The sequence below is a fragment of the Peribacillus sp. TH14 genome (assembly GCF_016651145.1).
Lineage (GTDB): Bacteria > Bacillota > Bacilli > Bacillales > DSM-1321 > Peribacillus > Peribacillus butanolivorans.
The window spans coordinates 833,986-851,495 of record NZ_JAEKEK010000001.1; the positions used below are offsets into that span (position 1 = coordinate 833,986).

Below are 17,510 nucleotides of genomic sequence, written 5' to 3' on the forward strand. Positions count from 1 at the left end.
TACATCAAGGGTTTTAATAATATGTTAAATAGAATGAATTTTTTGTATATTACCTTTATTTAGAATGTGTTATCGTATACTTCACCTTCATTTTGAAAATTCGTAACATTAATGGAAAAATCCAAATCAAACTACTATAATTTCTTCAACTTGATGAAATTAATTTCGATTGTTTCGGGGGCGCGTACCCTATAAATTGTATCCATACCGGGTGCACAAAAAAAAAGAATGGAACAAGTACAACTTGTTCCATTCTTTCAGACTGTAGACAAACTCGATGAAAATCGAGTTTGTCTACAGTTTTTTTGAGGGGTTGTAAAAATTCGACGTTGATTTCCACTCCAGGCACTCGCTTTCCGCGGGCGGTCAGGGAGCCTCCTCGGCGCCTTTGCGCCTGTGGGGTCTCCCTTGGACACGCATTTCCCGCAGGAGTCTCGCACCTTCCGTTCCAATCAACTTTGTTTTAACAATTAGATATAACCACTTTTGCCTACAGTCCTTTTTGTTTTAATATAGAAGTATTAAAACTTGAGGTGATGACGATGCTTTCGAAACATAATTCTATTCAGCGAGATCAACTTGAAATGATTACTTTGGATCAACTGGTGCCAGCGAACCATTTGGTTCGTAAAATTGAGGGGGCCATTGACTTCACTTTCATTTATGACTTGGTGAAAGATATGTATTCAGAGATAGGGCGCCCAAGTATTGATCCAGTTATTTTAGTTAAATTGACATTCATTCAATATACCTTCGGTATTCGTTCGATGCGTAAAACGATTGAAGAAGTTGAAACGAATATGGCTTACCGTTGGTTTTTAGGTTACGGTTTCCATGATAAAGTACCTCACTTCTCAACGTTCGGGAAAAATTATGAGCGTCGCTTTAAAGATACAGACCTGTTTGAACGGATTTTTTATCGTATCTTAATGACAGCTTCAGAAAGAAAGTTAATAAGTGCAGAGCACGTATTCGTTGATTCAACACATGTGAAAGCCAGTGCGAATAAGCGAAAATTCGAAAAGAAAATCGTTCGTAAGGAAACACGAGCATATCAAGGACGCCTTCAAGAAGAAATAAATCAAGATCGTGAAAACAATGGAAAGAAGCCTTTTCCACCGGATAAATTTGATAAAGAAGAAACCAAAGAAATTAAAGAAAGTACAACTGACCCTGAGAGTGGCTACTATGTAAAAGATGAACGAACAAACAGTTTGCCTATTCATTTCATGCGGCTGCGGACCGCAACGGTTTTGTGCTGGGGACGATTGTAACACCGGGAAATACGCATGATAGTCATATCTTAGAGCCTCTTGTTGAACAAGTGATTGAGAAAGTTGGAAAACCTGAAGCTGTTGCCGCAGATGCAGCTTACAAAACACCAGCCATTACAAGCTACCTTTTTGGGAAAGAAATCACACCAGCTCTACCCTATACACGTCCACGAACAAAAGAAGGGTTCTTTCGCAAGCATGACTATGTTTACGATGAACATTTTGATTGTTATCTCTGCCCATCGGGCGAGATTTTAAAGTACTCAACAACAAATAAAGAGGGCTATCGCGAGTACAAATCACCCAAACACACTTGTGCGACATGCTCATTTTTATCACAGTGTACAGTAAGCAAAGACCATCAAAAAGTGGTGACACGCCATATCTGGCAAAATTATATGGAAGAAGCAGATCATCTGCGTCATCACAAGGATGTAAAACCTATATATGCGAAACGTAAAGAAACAATAGAGCGTGTATTCGCAGATGCAAAAGAAAAGCATGGTATGCGTTGGACTACTTTAAGGGGACTTAAAAAATTGTCGATGCAGGCGATGCTTACTTTCGCTGCCATGAATTTAAAGAAGATAGCCAATTGGACATGGCAAGGTCCAAGAATGGCTTAATAAAGTGGGCTCGTAGAGGCCCAATCTCTTATTCTTGAGCAAAATTCAAAGGGAATTTCAAAAGGGGTCCGGAATTAAAACATTCCGAACCCCTTTTGTCTACAAACTGAAAGAATGGAACAAGTACAACTTGTTCCATTCTTTACTTAACCGCTTTCCTACCTTTTGCGAGCATCTAATTTGAGAATCCGGCCAATCAATACTGTAAGTTTTAGGGAAGGAGAATCTGAACTCGAAGCAACAAATGATTTCAATAATGAAGAAATTTACCGTGTTAGAATTGCGGGACTTTGGAGGTATTTTTTATATCTTTAGTTGTATAAAACTATTTTCAACTTGATTGATCGAAGAGATTGATAAATCAGTTCAGCCACACCGCCAAAGGCAACTTTAAGATAAGGAGGGATAACAAAGTAAGAATTAACATCATTTAGTGAAGTATCGAGTGGCCCAGTTTGCTAAAGACCGTGGATGAACATATCAACCGTAAATCAAAGTTCATTATGTTAAGGAGCCCTACCTTAACATTTCTAACAGAACAGAAAGAAAGTTTTATTTCCTTTTCCGCTTCGAGGATACGGGAGTGATCCCTATTTTTCAAATGTACCTTTCACGACCGCTATTCCCTCTTTTACCATAATTTGTCCCCTTGCGATTACTGTATCAATTTCAAATGTTTCTTTTTTAACTATAACTAAGTCGGCGTCTCTAGCTACCTCGATCCGCCCTTTATTACCGAGCTTTAAAATATTTGCCGGATTTTCAGTCACAACACGGATTGCATCGGCTATTGTGACTCCGTCCTCGAGAATCGCATCGACTACTGCATCATATAAGGACATACACGTACCAATGTTCAAACCGCGCAGATTTCCGCTGCTATCAAAGTCAGGCAGGCTCGCTTGTCCATCTGAAGTGAGGGTGATCTGCCGAATATCAACGCCTTCATCGAGTGCTCGTTTTATTGCTGTACTTGCCTTTACTTCTCCTTCTTCTAGGAACTTCTTGATGGTACTTGTCGTAAAATCAATATAGCCGCCTTTTTTTGCAAATTCTATCCCCGCATTGAATAAATGCTGATTGCGGTTAATATGCGTCGGGTAAAACTGTGTGATCGGTATTTCAGTTGTCTCCACGACTTCTTCGATTACCCGTACATGATTCTTGCTGTCACCTACATGAATGTTGACGATACCGCTTTTCCCGGACAAAAGTCCTCCATTACGGGCCTGTGATGCTAGTTTCGCCAATTCCGCTGCAGTCGGCTGCGAGGAACGATGATCGGCAATAGCGATTTCGCCTACCCCGATAATTTTATCCACTAAAATTAAATCATCTTCAATTTTCCCTGTAAGAGTCTTGACTGGTACTTGATACGAACCAGTCTGAACATAACAGCTAATTCCTTCTTCTTCAAGAGCTCTCGCTTTAGCAAGCAACCCTGGCATCGTTCTTGTCGTTCCATCAGTTCCGATGACTCCAATTAATGTCGTTATACCAGCTAATGTTGCATCGGTTAACTGAATTTCAGGAGTCCTTGTTTTAAAGCCACCTTCTCCTCCTCCACCGATGATATGGACATGTGCATCAATAAAACCTGGAACAATAATTTTACCAGCCGCATCAATCACTTCCATTTCAACAAAATCAACAGGTACATCAATCTGATCCTCCATGTAACCAATTTGCTTTCCAACCAATAGGATATCTTTTTGACCCATAAAATCCGGTCCATAAATCTCTCCATTTTTGATAAGTTTAAGCATTGTTCCTTCTCCCTTTCATAAGTTGAAATTTTCTAATAGGTTTTAAATTCATTGACACGGGTAAATATACAGCATAACCCGCTAACAATTACATAAAAGGACAAAGATAGTTGTTCTTTTTTAAAAAAATTGTAGCTAAACTGACATTTTGATTATGCTTGCTAAAAGTATAAAAACACAAAAGGAGTAGACAACATGAATAAAGTAATTTCCTCGGACATTAAAACAAATAAACGATTATCCATGCGTCAAATTATGAACTTATATCAAGTTACAAAAGAATTTAAAGGTAATATCTATTTTATCTGCAACCATAAATTAGTCGAAGCCAAGAAACTCTCTACATTTGTCTCTTTTGTACTCATTCTTCAGGAGTGTGCAACTATGAAAGTCATACTTGAAGGCGAGAATGTACAAGCTATGCTCGAAAAAGTACAGACTATATGCAAAAAGAATGATTCAAATAAACTCGGTTTTCAATCGAACCAAACAGTTAACATTTAATAAATTCTAACTACGTATAGAAGAGGGTGTATATAATGAGAACCATTTTAATGGTAATCGGCGCAATTGTCGTTATAGGCTTTATAGCTAATCTTATTTTTTAAAGAATGATGAAAGGCTGTCAAACATCTGACAGTCTTTTATTGTGACTGAATGAACGAGAAAAGAGCATGTAATCCATGCTCCCTTTGGACTTTCACCATGGGACCTTCCAGTCTTTCCATTTATTCAATCCTTCCCGAATCTGATTACCTTTGTCAATCCAATATTGCTTTCTTTGCACCTCTTCTTTTTTTGCTTGTTGTTCCGCTATAAGTGCCTGTTGTTCCGCTATAAGCGGCCCGATGTCTTGTGTATTAAAAGATTGTGACGCCTGATTTCGTAAAGCCTGCGACATTATTTTTTGAAAAATAATCGCACTCCCCTCACTACTATGTGTCGTCAGATAATGTTTTTCATCAGTCTTATCATACCCGGCCCAGACAGCACCTACTAACGAAGGTGTATAACCGATAAACCATTGATCTTTAACCCCTGATATTCCTTCGATTGGAACTTGTGTGGATCCTGTTTTACCTGCAACTTCATAACCGGAAACAGCTGCATTTTTTGCTGTGCCATATTCTACTGTACCAAGCAGCATTGTATTCATTTTGTCGACGACGCCCTTAGAGGTTACATTGATGGCTTTTTCTTCCCAAGCCCCTACCTCTTTTCCCTCGATATTTTCTATTTTTATAATGGCATGCGACTCCAATCGTTTTCCATCGTTGGCGAAAGTGGAAAAGGCTCCTGCCATTTGCAGCGGGGAGACCCCTTTGTCCATGCCCCCTAAAGCAATTGTTAGATTTCGGTCACCTTTTTTATATGGAATCCCAAACCGCTTAAGTGAATCCAATCCCTTATCGATACCAATCTCATTTAATAGCCATACAGTAGGTACGTTTAATGAATTCATCATCGCTTCGTACATCGGTACTTCTCCTTTATAAATGCCACTTAGATTTGTTGGCTCATATTCCCCAAAACTCATTTTTTCATCCTTTAAAGGAGTGGTGATATCATAACCCTCCTCAACTGCTGGCGTGTAAACAACAAGCGGTTTAATGGCCGAGCCAGGAGATCTCGTCAATTGGGTTGCCCGGTTATATCCCATGAATTGATGTTTACCTCTGCCGCCGACTAAAGCCTTGATCCCTCCTGTTTTCGGATCAAGGAGGATTGCCCCGCTTTGAACCAATTCATCTGTACTAGTCCCAACTGGAAAATTGGCATCGTTGGCATAAACGGTTTCTGTGGCCTGCTGCATGGATTGATCTAGTGTTGTGTATATTTTGTAGCCCTTTGTAAGCAACTCCTCGAGCTCTATTCCATACCTACTGGATGCCTCCGACAGAACATGGTCGACAAAATAAGGATACTTTCCTTTTAATGGATCAGTCATTTGCTCACCCTGAAGAAGAGTCACTTCATCTTTTTTCGCCGCAGCCTCTTCATCATCCGTCAAATACCCATGTTCGGCCATTCTTGAAAGAACTAAATCACGTCGTTTCATTGCACCGTCTAAATTTTTGTATGGATCAAGTTTGGATGGAAGGTTAATGACACCCGCAAGCAATGCCCCCTCGGCAACGGTCAATTCAGAGACCTCCTTGGAAAAGTAAATATTCGCGGCCTTTTTGATTCCCCATGCCCCATGCCCGAAATAGACTTGATTCAAATACATTTCTAGAATTTCATCTTTTGTATACTTATCTTCGACTTCCTGAGCAAGAAAAAACTCTTCTACCTTCCGTTTCAGAGTTCGTTCCGATTCCAGCATCGTAATCTTCACAAGCTGCTGGGTAAGCGTACTCCCTCCTTCGACAATACTTCCTGCCTTCGCATTTTTAACTAAGGCACGCAAAATTCCTTGATAATCAATGCCATGATGTTCATAAAAACGATGATCCTCAATGGATACAACCGCTTGTTTCATATGATCTGGTATTTCCTCTATTGCAACACCTTCAGATTTATTGCCCGTAATAGTACTGGCAAGATTTCCGTCGAGATCATAGATCTCTGTCGGTTGCTGAAGATGATTTTGTAGAAGACTTATATCTGCACCTTGCTTGAAATAAAATAGTAAACCGGCACCAAAAACTACCATTGCCAATATAATAATCAGACCTATTTTCACTAACCCTCTCATTTGAACCCCCATTTTCCCATCTAAGACATGCTTCATTAAAAATATTTTACCCTTTTTATAAAAGAAAACTCGTCGTTTGACTAAAAGGCAGAGACATAATGGTCTCTTCTCTTTTTTCTTATAACGGGTTACTCCTGAAATTCACTTCCTTACTCCTTTTATTTATAAAGTGATAAAAAACAGACTACTCAACTGAAAGGGCCTGGAGATTCACCCTAGCCTGTACGCGTATGCTTACTAACTCTTCTTTACATGTGTTTGTGATCAATATACACAATCAATAGGCGTGAAGCCATTTAAAAGTGGGTATAACACTTTTAAATACATTAAAAATGGGGAGAGATGATATTAATGAAAGATTTGAAACATATTGTCGTCGCTTTTAATGGAAATGAAGACAGTAAACGGGCAGTAGAATATGGTGCAACATTGAAAAAGGCCTTTCCTGAAGCTAAGCTGACCGTTGTTCATGTCCTAAATGAAAAAGTTGAACAGCGTATCATAGGAAACGCATCCGCCCCGGGATTTGTGCCAGCTGCAGGATTTTATGTAGACCCTGTCCAAACACATCCCGTTGTGGAGGTTGAACAAACGGATCATCAAGAGACAAATGATACCCATTCTGTTGTCCAAAATAGTGTTCAAAACGCAGAAAGTAATACACTTAGATTGCTAAGTGAATGTCGAGTTGAGGGAAAATTCGAAATATTGGAAGGACATGCGCCTGATAGCGTATGTGACTATGCAGCAAGAACTGCGGCTGACCTCATCGTTGTCGGTAATAGCGCAAAAAGCGGGCTGGAAAAATTCTTTCTTGGCAGTACAAGTAGTTCCATCGCCAAAAACGCCCCCTGTTCGGTATTTATTGCAAAGTAAAAAGGAGCCGGCTCATTCTTGTGCCGGCTTTGTTTGGATATTCGTCAAAAAAAGCCGGATTCGATATAGAATCCGGCTTTTTTTCAATAATACCTTCGAAGCTGCCGAATAAAGCATCAGCGCGACAACTACCGATAAAATAAAACTAATTGCATATAAGTCCCAGTATAAATGGCACTGGCTGTTTGTCGCAGTGGAACCGAAAAACGTCCGAACTCTACAGGTTCACTCTCAGCCTTTTTGGCTCCCCTTCTGGAAGTATTTAATTTTTAATCCTCGGTTAAAATATACTACTAGTTTCTATCTAATGAGCAGACAAGAAAATGCAAATACTATTATAACTTTCCATCCCTAACAATGGCTATATTCTTTCTTTAAACCAACTTCTTTACATTTGTTCAATACATCTGCTATTAACCAAGTTAGATGGATTAATACGACAATTTTTCTATAGACTCACTAAGGTTTGTTTTGATATCTTTATTAAGGCTAATTTACACTGGGGAGAGAATAGACATGGATAAACATTCAATTTCAGCTGAAAAAGGCGCCTATATCAGTATTGCCGCTTACATATTCTTGTCTGCTCTTAAATTGTCATTTGGTTATTTTGGAGACTCTAAGGGACTATGGGCAGATGGTTTAAATAACACAACCGACATCATCGCTTCCATAGCCGTATTGATTGGATTAAAAATATCTAAGCGACCACCTGATGATAATCATTCATATGGTCATTTGCGAGCGGAAACTGTAGCCTCGTTAGTAGCTGCCTTCATTATGATTACAGTTGGCCTGCAGGTTATTTTTAGTGCTGTAAAATCTTTCTTCTATCAAGATTCAACGACGGTTCCCAATATGCTGACTGCTTATGTTGCTATATTCTCCGCAATTTTTATGTACGGGATTTATCGTTACAACTTAGCATTAAGCAAAAAAATTAACAGCGCCTCCATTTATGCAGTTGCACAGGATAATCGGTCTGATGCTCTGGTCAGTATTGGTGCTTCTATAGGAATTTTAGGTACTAAGATAGGGATTTTCTGGCTAGATGCAATAGCTGCATTAGTAGTTGGAATCATCATCTGTAAAACAGCTTGGGATATTTTCCGTGATGCTTCTATCTCTTTAACCGATGGTTTTGACGAGCAGCTACTACAACAAATCGGACAAACCATTTTATTAACAGAAGGTGTTAAAAACATGAGTGAAATTAAAGCTCGTATGCATGGTAGTGAAATTCTACTCGAAGCTACCGTTCATGTAAACCCACTTTTGACCGTCATCCAAAGCCACGATATTACGGTGAAAATCGAGGAAAACCTTTTAAAAGAATATAATATTCAACATGTGATTGTTCATATCGAACCATATACATTCCCCAAAAAAAGGTAACCGTCATTAATTTTACGGATGCCTTTTTTATCTTTATAATCCACTACTCACAGTAATAAAACTGTGTCAAAAAAAGGGATTTCCTACTTAATTGCCGAATATTTATCCAATTGATGCATGTTTAAAGAACGGTAATCTGTTATCATAAAAGCACAATGTAATTATTTTGATATTTTGTAATTTTATTCTAAACCATAAATCTTAAGCTCAAAGAAAATTCATTTTCCTACAGTATGGAGGGCAAAATGGTATCTAATCGAGAAATGACCATTCACTTTTTATCTTCTCAAAAAGGCAGTATCATTTCCAAATGGAATGATGAGCTGTTGCATTTACCGGATGGATATATAGGGTATTTTAAAGGAGAAGTAGAAAATATTTTTAACCTGCTAATTGATCAGATTGGAAAATCAGATACTGACATAGGAGATGTACTGAAGGTCGTAGGAGAAAAAATTGCATCTGATCGAGTTAAGAAGCAGCTAAATATGGAAATTTTCTGTGCCACTGCGGCTATCGGTAGATCCATCATCATTGATCACGTTCTAAATTCTGAGGCAACTAAAGAAGAAGTATCCGATCTAATTCATCAAATTAACGCTTACTTCGATAAACTCATTCAATATGCATTATCCTATTTTACCGAATTGAAAACGAAGGAGCTTGAAGCACGTTATCAGTTTATAAGCCCTAACCATAAGGACCGTTTAACACTCCTAGGCCAAATGACCTCAAGCTTTGTTCACGAATTCAGAAATCCACTTACTTCCATCATGGGATTTATTCAATTATTACAAGCAGAACAGCCTGAGATAAAATACCTAGATATTATTTCAAAAGAATTAGATCAGCTCAATTATCGGATTACTCAGTTTCTTAATATCTCTAAGAAAGAAACTTTTGAATCACAACCGGATCTATTTTCTATTGCCCAGCTAGTAAATGAAGTGATTGAATTTTTATATCCTAGCATTTTGGAAGTAAATGCTTCCATAACTTGTAATATCGCTGATGATGCCGTGATTTCTGGTTCTAAAGAGGAATTTCGTCAGGTTTTACTAAATATCATTTTAAATGCTCTTGATGTGGTTGCGGGAATGCCTTCACCATCCATATACATTTCCGGTTCAGAATCACCATCCGGTATTTTATCCTTAAATATTTCAAACAATGGCCCTAAGATACCTGAAGAGGTTCAACCAAATATTTTCGAACCGTTTATTACAACTAAAAAAAGGGGTACAGGATTAGGACTATTCGTTTGTAAAGAGATTGTTTTAAAACATCAAGGAACCTTAACATGCCATTCAACAGATTTCTTAACGACTTTCTCAATACAAATAAAAACAAAATAAAGTATAATATCCGTTATATCCATGGATCCATTAGTGTAAAAATTTTGACTGATTCGAGTATAGTTACTTATACTAATAGTTAGGTTCCACTACTAATCGAGGTGAATGACCCTATAGATTGAAAATAAAAAACATCATAAATTTTCATACTAGACAAAACGATATTTATTTTTCATCTAACATTTGATAAGATAACAACATTTCATTCATTATTGGTTTTGGGAGGTGACTGGGAAAATTAAATCGTTCGACATAACAAACGATTCAATTAAGTCCCACACTATTTGGACATTTTAGGTTTTATAATAGTAATTATCTTAATCGCTGTAACTGCTTTTTTTGTGGCTTCAGAATTTTCAATTATCAGGGTGCGAAGCTCAAGAATTGATCAATTGATAGAAGAAGGCAACAGAAAAGCCATTGCGGCCAAAAAGGTTACATCTGATCTTGATGAATACCTATCAGCCACACAGCTTGGAATTACCGTGACTGCTCTAGGGTTAGGGTGGCTTGGACAGGACACCATCCTTAAATTGATAGGACCTTTATTCGGGGCCTTGAATTTCCCAGGCGAAGTCACAAGCATTCTAGCTTTTGTCATTTCCTTTTCACTGATAACATTTTTGAATGTCGTTGTGGGTGAATTGGCTCCAAAGACCGTTGCCATCCAAAAGGCTGAGCAAGTGACTTTGGCTATCGCCAAACCATTGATTCTTTTCCATAAGATTGCCTTTCCTTTCATCTGGGTATTAAATCATTCTTCTCGTTTTGTTGTCGGATTGCTTGGCTTCAAGCCTGCTTCTGAAAGTGAAATTGCCCATACAGAGGAAGAATTGCGTTTCATCCTCTCTGATAGCTATAAAAGTGGAGAGATTAACCAATCAGAATTTAAATATGTAAGTAACATTTTTGATTTCGATGACCGTGTTGCCAAAGAAATCATGGTCCCAAGGACGGAGATTCTTACCATCTCAAAAGATGAAACGGTACAAGAATTCGTCGATGTGGCTAAACTAGAAAAATACACCAGGTACCCTGTTGTCGAAGGTGATAAAGACCATGTTATCGGCTTAGTCAACTTAAAGGAAGTTTTTTCAGATCTTATTAAGAATCGAGAAATCCATTCAAAAGCAATTGAAAATTATACTCGCCCAATTATTCGGGTCATGGAAAATATTCCGATTCATGATTTACTGCTGAAAATGCAAAAAGAACGCATTCATATGGCTATCTTGATGGATGAATACGGCGGTACTTCCGGTCTTGTCACGGTTGAAGATATCCTTGAGGAAATCGTTGGTGAAATTCGCGATGAATTCGACATTGATGAAGTCGCATCCATCCGAAAAATTAAGGATGGGCACTATATTTTAGACTCTAAACTTCTTGTAAAGGAAGTGAACGATTTACTCGGCATTCACTTAGAGGAAGATGATGTTGATACAATCGGTGGATGGGTTTTAACGGAGAATTATGATGTAAATGTTGGCGACATCATGGAAAAAGACGGATTTTGCTTTAAGGTGATTGAAATGGAAGATCACGCCATTCGTTATATTGAAGTGACAAAAAAGGTCGAACAGCTACCTCTTGAAGAAGACCTTCCTCAAGGATAACGAATAAAAAACAGCCTCGTAAAAGTAAATTTTACGAGGCTGTTTTTTATAGTGATCACTTTTCAGAAAACCGGCCCATTTTCTTGACCGTTACGATTGGAGGTGTACTCTTTTTTTTCCAAATAATATAAAGAATGATAAGAACAAAGGAAAAACCAGCTACAGGAATTAAATAGGGAGAAGTAATCTCACTAATCTGCTGCCAATTCTCCCCGAGAATCCTTCCTAAGGTTAGAAATAAAATGGTCCAAGGTATTACAGCAGCAACCGTATAAAAGATGAACTTCCAAACAGACATTCTCGCAATTCCTGCAGGGATAGAAATAGCATGGCGGACGACCGGGATGAAACGAGCCGTAAAAACCACTCCAACCCCATAACGATGGAACCACTCTTCAGCCATTACAATATGTTTTTCTTTTATTAAAATATATTTCCCATACTTTAAAAGAAATGGCCGTCCTCCGAAATAACCCGCCCAATAGAGAAATAATTGCGCTATCGTCCCTCCTACTACACCTGCAAGGACAGCCCCCCAAAAGTTCATTTTACCCTGACCAACTAAATAGCCTCCGTATCCGAGAACGAGCTCACTCGGGATGATTTCGACCATCAAACCTAATAAAACACCTATATACCCCATTCCTGCAAACCAATTTAATATCGTCATAATAAGCTGTGACATCATGCAATCGGACTCCCCTTAAGGCTAATTTCAAAATGTTTGTCCTTCTATCCTATTGCAGCACATAACGTTCTATTCGATTTTTTGCATGGAGTATTCTCTTCTTCATTAAGGAATTCATTCCCGAAAGCACAAAAAAAAGACCAGTTGGAATTATCTCCGGTCTCATTGCATTAATATTCTTTTAGATCCCGTTTTTGTTGAAATTGAGAAAAAACAGCTGTGGTGAGTAAGGATGAGTCATTTTGATAAACATTAGTGAAAATCTCCTGACGAGATTTCGTTTTTTCAATATGAATCCCGAGATTTTTATACTTCTTGATTATTTCGTTAGTCATACTTACTCTCCCTTTCTGCTGTATCTTTATCCTTTAACTTCCCAAATAACGAATATATAAAACCTATTTAAAGAATTGAATTGAAAAACCATACAGTGTCATGTTAACACTTGTCAATTAACTTGAATTGTTTGCAATCGATGTTCGTGTACTTCGTCTTTTTCAACATGAACCTGAACTTTATAGGTGCCGGGTTCAACAAAAGATACTTTATTTTGGTAATTCCCTTTTTCCTCTTCTTTAGCTTTGGTGAAATGGCTTTCTTCGCTACCTTCTTTCCACACCTCAAAATTCACATCTGCATTTGTCAAAGGCTTTCCATTCAATTCTACAGTTGTTTCAAAGTTCGAACTGCTTCCTGCCTTCACAGGGTTACTTTGAAAATCAATTGAAACATCCGTACTTGGATGAGCAGATGCGCCTTCACTTTCATGATCCGTAACGACAACTTCTTTTTCCGGCATCACATGCAGCCCTTTGGCTGTTACATGGGCAACCACATAAAATTTCCCTTGTTCATTAAACGTATGCATCACTTGATATGTACCACTTCCTGTATTCTTCGCCTCCAGCATTTCCCGTTTGTCCTGTCCCGACTTTCTTACTTCAAACAGAACCTCACCAGCTTCATTTACCAAATTACTTCCTTGTTTTACTGTTGTTTCAAGGATTACTTCTTTGCCAGGAACCAATTTCCCTTTAATGACGATTGATGCTTCCATTGATTCTGGAATAACAGTATTCACTTCTTTATCCTCGGGCATTTCAGACTCTTGACAGCCGGCTAACATAAATAACAACGCAGTACACACATAGAGTTTTTTCATTATAACGTTCCTTTACTATTTATTAGACCCAAAATCTGTCCTTTTCATATTGCCCATCCTTCCCTAATTTCAGATTTTTATACAATTTTTCATCATGCAGTCCGCATTACGGTCACTGAAGTCAGCAGAGCTACAGCAATAATCGTTAAAAATGAATAAATAAAGATAGAAATGTCGACCACACTTAGTCCGAAAAGAAGAACACATCCATCAATAAAGAAAATTAACAATCCAACATTTAGCCCGCTCTTTCTTGAAAGGATTTGAGCCAACATATCCGTTCCACCTGTTGATGTTCCATACCGAAGCATGAGTCCAATCCCAAGCCCAATCAATCCTCCTCCAATTATTGCACTAACATAAACAGGAAGATTCCATTCAATGACTGCCTCGGAAAAAATATCGATACATAAGGAGGAAAAAAGTAAGCCATGCAAGCTGTTAACAAATAGTTTTTTTTCAAAATACCATGCATATATATATAATGGAATACTACTCAAAATCACACCCAGCCCTGTTGGAAGCCCTATATAATAATGAAAAATCAGCCCAATTCCTATCATGCCACCATCTAATAAATGATAAGGTATCAGAAAAAAATTGATTCCCACCCCTACTAGCATGCTTCCAGCAATAATCGCTGTCATTTTTTCTATGATCTTCATGACCCCCACCTCCTTTTAAAATGCATAAACCTGTCCAGTTTCTATAGAATATGTTTATACAATCTAAAAAATAATGAAACTAACCAATTTTTGTGAGAACAGCCCTTTTGTTTTCTGAATATTCTATCATAAATGCGATAAAGCAGAGGAAATAGTCAAAAATCGCTAATTAGTAGATCAAAGTGATCCTTTACAAGGAATATACCGGATTTAAGGAGTCGTAAGCTGTTTGACTGAATGACTAACTCTTTCTATAATGAAAGTATTTAAATTTATTAAACTGAGGTGATTGGATGGGATATTAAAGAATGTTCGTTTTGACGGACGGACGTCGCTTTGCCTGACGAACAAGGGCATACTTTTGAAAAGCTTGTGCACTTCTTCAAGCAGAAATTCTTCTTTTTCCCGTCTGCGCATCGCTAATCACATACACTAGTATTCTCTTCATCATTTAAAAACGGGAATTCGAGCTGATACACATATAGCTTTTCTTAAAACTTGCGACTCGTTAAGTGACTCCCGACAGTATTTAGCAAGCAAAAAAAATATACTTGTATATTTTAAAAATGTAGGAGGTGGACTCCTTATTCGTCTCAGAGGCGAGTTAAGGGAGACTATTTGGACATAATAAACTTGGTTCTTATTGCCATTTTAATTGCTTTAACAGCATTTTTTGTAGCTACGGAGTTTGCAATTGTTAAAGTGAGAAGCACGAGGATCGATCAACTAATTGAAGAAGGCAAGCCAAATGCTGTTTCTGCAAGGCAGGTCACATCCAACCTCGATGAATATTTATCAACATGCCAGCTCGGAATTACTATAACTGCTTTAGGGCTTGGGGTACTTGGAGAACCGACAGTTGAACACATTTTGCGGCCACTTTTAAATCAATTAAACCTTCCTGAATCAGCTTCACATGCACTCTCAGTTGCGATTGCCTTTTCTTTTATTACCTTCATACATGTAGTTATTGGAGAACTGGCACCGAAAACATTGGCGATTCAAAAAGCAGAGCAGGTAACTTTATTTGTTGCTAAACCTTTAATTGCATTCAATAAAGTCATGTATCCTTTCATCTGGGTACTAAATGGCTCTGCAAGGACGCTAACAAAAATGCTCGGATTAAAAGCAGTTTCTGAACATGATTTGGCTCATACAGAGGAAGAGCTTCGTATCATTGTTTCCGAAAGCTACAAAAGTGGCGAAATTAACCAATCAGAGTTTAAATATGTGAATAAAATTTTTGAATTCGATGATCGAATTGCAAAAGAAATCATGGTTCCACGTACAGAAATCGCTACGATATCTAAAGATGATACGATTCAACAATTTTTCACCATAATGACTGAAGAGAACTTTACTCGCTATCCTGTCATCGACGGAGATAAAGATCATGTTATTGGAATGGTGAATATCAAAGAACTATTCACTGAAATGATAGATAAAAGTAATCAGGCATCGACAACGATAAATAGATATGTTCGCCCTATTATCCGTGTCATTGACAGTATTCCGATTCATGATTTACTTTTAAAGATGCAAAAAGAACGTATTCACATGGCTATCCTCATGGATGAATACGGCGGCACATCAGGTTTGGTAACCGTTGAAGATATTCTTGAGGAAATTGTTGGTGATATTCGAGATGAATTCGATTTGGATGAAGTACCGGATGTTCGCAAATTAAAAGAAGATCATTATATTATCGATGCAAAGGTATTAGTAAGTGAAGTGAATGATTTACTGGGACTGGATATCAACGATGAAGATATTGATACCATGGGCGGATGGATTCTTACTGAGAATTACGAAGCCAAACAAGGTGATATCCTGACTTATGGTCCCTATCACTTTAAAATAAAAGAAATGGAAGACCACCATATCTGCTATATTGAAATATATAAACCAGCAAAAGTCGTGGGCGAAGTAAAAGAATTTCCGATAATATCGCAAACTGAAATTGTTTCATGATAAAATGCCCCCCCCGCTCTAAATGAGCGGGGGGTATTTTAATCCCTCAACACTTTATCCTCTAGATTTAGGTACATCAAACAAATATCTCACATATTATATAAGAAAACCCAGCTTATTATTTTGATTGACAACATTAAGTATAGTTCAACCTTTATTGTTTCATACTGTTAGAGAAGCTATATTTTATGAAGGAGTGAGGACTTATGAAACTCATAACCATTTGCCAGCACTGCAAAGGGAAAGGGAAAACCCGCTATCTACAATTTTTTTCACGGAACTGCAATCAATGTAACGGACAAGGAAAAGCGGTAAAAGATATGTCTAATTTAAGAAATCATGCAAAAAACCTCTAACAATCTTTCAAATTTTAAAGTTAGGCTTGATAACACCTGATTTTTTTAAGGTGTTATAAACGATAAGGACTGCCGGCCCTAGGAAAAGCCCAATAAAACCAAGCATCTTAAACCCTAAATAAAGACTGATTAACGAGGCCAATGGAGTTAATCCCATATTCGCTGAATAGACCTTAGGTTCAATCGTTCTTCTTATGATAGTTATGACCAAGAATAAGATAATTAGGCCGATTCCAAGATGATGGTTTCCTTGTGCCCATACAATAATGGCCCAAGGAACAAGTACAGATCCTGTCCCCAGTATAGGAAGAATGTCCACTACAACTATTAGTAGTGCCAATAACATCGTATATTTCACATTTAACAACCATAGTCCCGTATAAGCCATGATAAACGTGAATAAACTTAACAAGATTTGAGCCTTAATGAAGCCTATTGCTGCCATACTTAAATCTTGATAAACTAGTGATATTTTTTGATATGTGGACGTCTTTAAATAAAGGAAAGCCTTTTTTCTTAGCTTTGGTAATTCTAGGCTGATCAAAAACAAAGCGATTAAATAAATCAAAAAATCAATGAAAAATCCAGGAACAAGTGTAACAAATTGGACCATATCCTGAACAAAATCCTTTGTAAACCCTTCAAGCGCTTTGACCCCTTTTTCCATCGTATTTTCAATCGACTGAATGAGGTTTGGCGGCAATGTTTGAGAATATTGCTCCCATTGCCTAATAACCGGCAGAATAGCCGTCAGATACATCTCACGAATAAAACCAGGAAATTTCTCCGAATAGACAATGACTCTCTTGATTAAAACTGAAAGCAAAAAATATGTGATGCTCATGAGCCCGCCTACATACAAAATAAAAGAAATTAAAACGGCCCAAAGGCGATGTAGTTTTAATGTTTTACTAATTAGGCGAACTAATCCATCCAAAAGAATAGCTGTTAGTAACGCCAAAATTAATGCCCATGAGTAGGGAATTAAAAATAGTATAACTAATAAGAGAACACCCCTCCAAAACCAGCGAAAAAACAAAGCAACATTCACTAAATAAACCC

The 17,510-nt window shown here is 37.7% G+C and carries 13 protein-coding genes and 1 pseudogene; 7 read left to right on the top strand and 7 right to left on the bottom strand.

Going from position 1 to position 17,510, the window contains the following annotated elements:
• Window positions 1-542: 542 nt before the first annotated feature.
• Window positions 543-1,900, top strand: a pseudogene (locus JFU50_RS04205) (IS1182 family transposase).
• 590 nt (window positions 1,901-2,490) lie between these two features.
• Here JFU50_RS04205 and iadA read toward each other — a convergent pair.
• The gene (gene iadA, locus JFU50_RS04210; RefSeq protein WP_201182137.1) at window positions 2,491-3,666 is read right to left on the bottom strand and encodes a beta-aspartyl-peptidase; all 1,176 of its coding nucleotides are present in this window, start codon (window positions 3,664-3,666) and stop codon (window positions 2,491-2,493) included.
• 195 nt (window positions 3,667-3,861) lie between these two features.
• Between iadA and JFU50_RS04215 the strand changes: the two genes are divergently transcribed.
• The gene (locus JFU50_RS04215) at window positions 3,862-4,170 is read left to right on the top strand and encodes a hypothetical protein (protein ID WP_056520436.1); all 309 of its coding nucleotides are present in this window, start codon (window positions 3,862-3,864) and stop codon (window positions 4,168-4,170) included.
• A gap of 196 nt (window positions 4,171-4,366) precedes the next feature.
• Here the strand turns inward: JFU50_RS04215 and JFU50_RS04220 are convergent, their stop codons facing one another.
• Window positions 4,367-6,400 carry a transglycosylase domain-containing protein gene (locus tag JFU50_RS04220; protein WP_201221818.1) on the bottom strand — a complete coding sequence of 678 codons (2,034 nt, stop codon included), beginning with the start codon at window positions 6,398-6,400 and terminating at the stop codon, window positions 4,367-4,369.
• A 315-nt stretch (window positions 6,401-6,715) separates the two neighbouring features.
• On the opposite strand from JFU50_RS04220, the gene JFU50_RS04225 reads away from it, so the two are divergent.
• The 4 genes from JFU50_RS04225 (at window position 6,716) to JFU50_RS04240 (ending at window position 11,606) form a co-directional block, all read left to right on the top strand.
• Window positions 6,716-7,240, top strand: a complete 525-nt coding sequence (locus JFU50_RS04225; RefSeq protein ID WP_201221820.1) for a universal stress protein — start codon at window positions 6,716-6,718, stop codon at window positions 7,238-7,240.
• A 516-nt stretch (window positions 7,241-7,756) separates the two neighbouring features.
• Window positions 7,757-8,635: a cation diffusion facilitator family transporter gene (locus JFU50_RS04230; protein WP_201182143.1), complete on the top strand. Its 879-nt coding sequence runs from the start codon at window positions 7,757-7,759 to the stop codon at window positions 8,633-8,635.
• A gap of 245 nt (window positions 8,636-8,880) precedes the next feature.
• Window positions 8,881-9,990, top strand: coding sequence for a histidine kinase N-terminal domain-containing protein (locus tag JFU50_RS04235; protein WP_201221822.1), 1,110 nt, complete (start codon window positions 8,881-8,883; stop codon window positions 9,988-9,990).
• A gap of 284 nt (window positions 9,991-10,274) precedes the next feature.
• Window positions 10,275-11,606, top strand: coding sequence for a hemolysin family protein (locus tag JFU50_RS04240; protein ID WP_201182147.1), 1,332 nt, complete (start codon window positions 10,275-10,277; stop codon window positions 11,604-11,606).
• Window positions 11,607-11,661: 55 nt separating this feature from the next.
• On the opposite strand, the gene JFU50_RS04245 is transcribed toward JFU50_RS04240, so the two are convergent.
• From JFU50_RS04245 to JFU50_RS04260, 4 genes are all read right to left on the bottom strand, one after another.
• Window positions 11,662-12,291: a DedA family protein gene (locus tag JFU50_RS04245; RefSeq protein WP_053347977.1), complete on the bottom strand. Its 630-nt coding sequence runs from the start codon at window positions 12,289-12,291 to the stop codon at window positions 11,662-11,664.
• A gap of 173 nt (window positions 12,292-12,464) precedes the next feature.
• Window positions 12,465-12,629, bottom strand: coding sequence for an Lmo0850 family protein (locus JFU50_RS04250; protein ID WP_157443799.1), 165 nt, complete (start codon window positions 12,627-12,629; stop codon window positions 12,465-12,467).
• 113 nt (window positions 12,630-12,742) lie between these two features.
• Window positions 12,743-13,456, bottom strand: coding sequence for a FixH family protein (locus JFU50_RS04255; RefSeq protein ID WP_201221824.1), 714 nt, complete (start codon window positions 13,454-13,456; stop codon window positions 12,743-12,745).
• A gap of 92 nt (window positions 13,457-13,548) precedes the next feature.
• Window positions 13,549-14,121, bottom strand: a complete 573-nt coding sequence (locus JFU50_RS04260; protein WP_207196268.1) for a YitT family protein — start codon at window positions 14,119-14,121, stop codon at window positions 13,549-13,551.
• Window positions 14,122-14,739: 618 nt separating this feature from the next.
• Here JFU50_RS04260 and JFU50_RS04265 point away from each other — a divergent pair.
• The gene (locus JFU50_RS04265; RefSeq protein WP_201182151.1) at window positions 14,740-16,092 is read left to right on the top strand and encodes a hemolysin family protein; all 1,353 of its coding nucleotides are present in this window, start codon (window positions 14,740-14,742) and stop codon (window positions 16,090-16,092) included.
• 363 nt (window positions 16,093-16,455) lie between these two features.
• On the opposite strand, the gene ytvI is transcribed toward JFU50_RS04265, so the two are convergent.
• On the bottom strand, window positions 16,456-17,499 hold the full coding sequence (gene ytvI, locus JFU50_RS04270; RefSeq protein ID WP_309558681.1) for a sporulation integral membrane protein YtvI: 1,044 nt from the start codon (window positions 17,497-17,499) through the stop codon (window positions 16,456-16,458).
• Window positions 17,500-17,510 lie beyond the last annotated feature (11 nt).

Coding starts and splice junctions, on each gene's coding strand:
- JFU50_RS04220 (WP_201221818.1), bottom strand. CDS start 6,400: ATGAAGCATGTCTTAGATGGGAAAATGGGGGTTCAAATGAGAGGGTTA.
- JFU50_RS04215 (WP_056520436.1), top strand. CDS start 3,862: ATGAATAAAGTAATTTCCTCGGACATTAAAACAAATAAACGATTATCC.
- JFU50_RS04260 (WP_207196268.1), bottom strand. CDS start 14,121: ATGAAGATCATAGAAAAAATGACAGCGATTATTGCTGGAAGCATGCTA.
- iadA (WP_201182137.1), bottom strand. CDS start 3,666: ATGCTTAAACTTATCAAAAATGGAGAGATTTATGGACCGGATTTTATG.
- JFU50_RS04245 (WP_053347977.1), bottom strand. CDS start 12,291: ATGTCACAGCTTATTATGACGATATTAAATTGGTTTGCAGGAATGGGG.
- JFU50_RS04255 (WP_201221824.1), bottom strand. CDS start 13,456: ATGAAAAAACTCTATGTGTGTACTGCGTTGTTATTTATGTTAGCCGGC.
- JFU50_RS04225 (WP_201221820.1), top strand. CDS start 6,716: ATGAAAGATTTGAAACATATTGTCGTCGCTTTTAATGGAAATGAAGAC.
- JFU50_RS04235 (WP_201221822.1), top strand. CDS start 8,881: ATGGTATCTAATCGAGAAATGACCATTCACTTTTTATCTTCTCAAAAA.
- JFU50_RS04230 (WP_201182143.1), top strand. CDS start 7,757: ATGGATAAACATTCAATTTCAGCTGAAAAAGGCGCCTATATCAGTATT.
- JFU50_RS04250 (WP_157443799.1), bottom strand. CDS start 12,629: ATGACTAACGAAATAATCAAGAAGTATAAAAATCTCGGGATTCATATT.